This window comes from Streptomyces bohaiensis (genome assembly GCF_012033785.1).
In the GTDB taxonomy this organism is placed as follows: domain Bacteria; phylum Actinomycetota; class Actinomycetes; order Streptomycetales; family Streptomycetaceae; genus Streptomyces; species Streptomyces bohaiensis.
This window is the reverse complement of the sequence record NZ_JAAVJC010000503.1, coordinates 1-1,637: the sequence shown is the minus strand read 5'-3', so window position 1 is coordinate 1,637 and position 1,637 is coordinate 1. Positions and strand designations below refer to the sequence as shown.

Annotated in this window: 1 protein-coding gene; it reads left to right on the top strand. The window is 71.5% G+C overall.

Annotated elements, in window-relative coordinates:
- The first annotated feature begins 481 nt into the window (after nucleotides 1–481).
- The gene (locus HCN52_RS24305; RefSeq protein WP_168090568.1) at nucleotides 482–1,606 is read left to right on the top strand and encodes a TerC family protein; all 1,125 of its coding nucleotides are present in this window, start codon (nucleotides 482–484) and stop codon (nucleotides 1,604–1,606) included.
- Nucleotides 1,607–1,637 lie beyond the last annotated feature (31 nt).

The window sequence follows — 1,637 nt, the reverse complement described above, 5'->3', positions numbered from 1 at the left end:
CGCGCGTCCCGGGCGGTGCGGCCGCGCCCGCGCCCGCGCTCCCGCCCCGTCCCCGGCCGGGGGCTCGGTTCCGCCTCGACGCAGTCGCGCCGGGTTCGGACGGGGCCCGATCTGCCGGAGGGATCGCCGCTCACGGGCGCGCGTGGTCGGCGGAGGGGGCCGTCGCGGACGCAGGGCGCCCCGTGTCCCGTGAACTCACTTGGCCCGCAACGCCGTTCGGGCGACGGCGACTCCTCCGCCGCATCCGGCGGGCCACCGGATGCCGCGCGCCGGGCAGGCCGCCCGCGGTCGGTACGGCGGCGTCCGCACCAGATCTGCGCGAACTCCGGACCTATCGGCCACCCACGGGGTGCATCATCATGCGAGGAGCGGGCCACAGGGCCAGGAGGCCCCACCGGACCATCCGGCGTTCCCACCGTGGCCGTACTGTCTGCCGGTGAGCTCCTCCGCCACCGAAAGCTGAAAGAGGAAACGTTCTGCGATGAATGACCTGTCGTTCGCCGTCCCGCTATGGGTGTGGGGCGCGGTCGCGCTCGGCATCTGCCTCATGCTCGCCGTCGACCTGTTCGCCCACCGCGACAACCACGTCATCGGCTTCCGGGAGGCCGCGATCTGGAGCGGCATCTGGATCGCCATCGGCCTCGCCTTCGGTCTGATACTGCTGGTCTGGCAAGGCGGCGAGGTAGCGTCCACCTACTACGCCGGATACCTGATCGAGAAGGCGCTCTCGGTCGACAACATCTTCGTCTTCGCGCTGGTCTTCTCGTTCTTCGGCGTACCGGACGCCTACCAGCACAAGGTCCTCATCTGGGGCGTCCTCGGCGCGCTGGTCGCGCGATTCGTGTTCATCTTCATCGGCGCGGAGCTGCTGGAGCTCTTCTTCTGGACCGCCTATGTCTTCGGCGCGTTCCTGATCTGGACCGGGTACAAGCTGATCGTCTCCCAGGACGAGGAGGTCCACCCGGACCGGAACCCCGTGGTCCGCGTCGTCCGGAAGATCATTCCGACCGACCCGCGGTTCCACGACGCCAAGTTCTTCACCCGCGTCAACGGCCGCCGGGTCGCGACGCTGCTCTTCGTGGTGCTGATCGCCGTGGAGGCCACCGACCTGGTCTTCGCCGTCGACTCGGTCGCCGCCGTCCTGGCGATCACCACCAACACCTTCCTGGTGTGGACCGCCAACGCCTTCGCCATCCTCGGCCTGCGCAGCCTCTACTTCTGTCTCGCCGGGCTGCTGCGCCGCTTCACGCACCTGCACTACGGCCTGGCGGTCGTCCTGGCCTTCGCGGGCGTCAAGCTGATCCTGTCGGAGACCCCGGTGGGCAAGCTGCCGATCCCGCTGACCCTCGGGGTGATCGTCGTGACGCTCGGCGTCTCGATCATCTGGTCGCTGGTCGCCACCCGCGGCCAGTCCGCCGAGGACCTCGCGGCCGAGGACGGCACCCCGGCCGCGACCCCGGCCGGGACGCCGACCGTGACCGGGGAGGGTGCGGCCGACGCACCCTCGGACCCGTCGGGGACGGGCGGCGCAGCCGACGGTGCCGCCGGGACCGGGACCGGGCGGTCCGGGGAGTCCCCCGGCGACCGCCCGTCCGACTCCGCCTGACCACGGCACCGGCGGCCGGTGCCCGGGGCAC

What these genes read in the sequence shown, in the direction of transcription:
- HCN52_RS24305 (WP_168090568.1), top strand. Translation starts at nt 482, where the DNA reads ATGAATGACCTGTCGTTCGCCGTCCCGCTATGGGTGTGGGGCGCGGTC.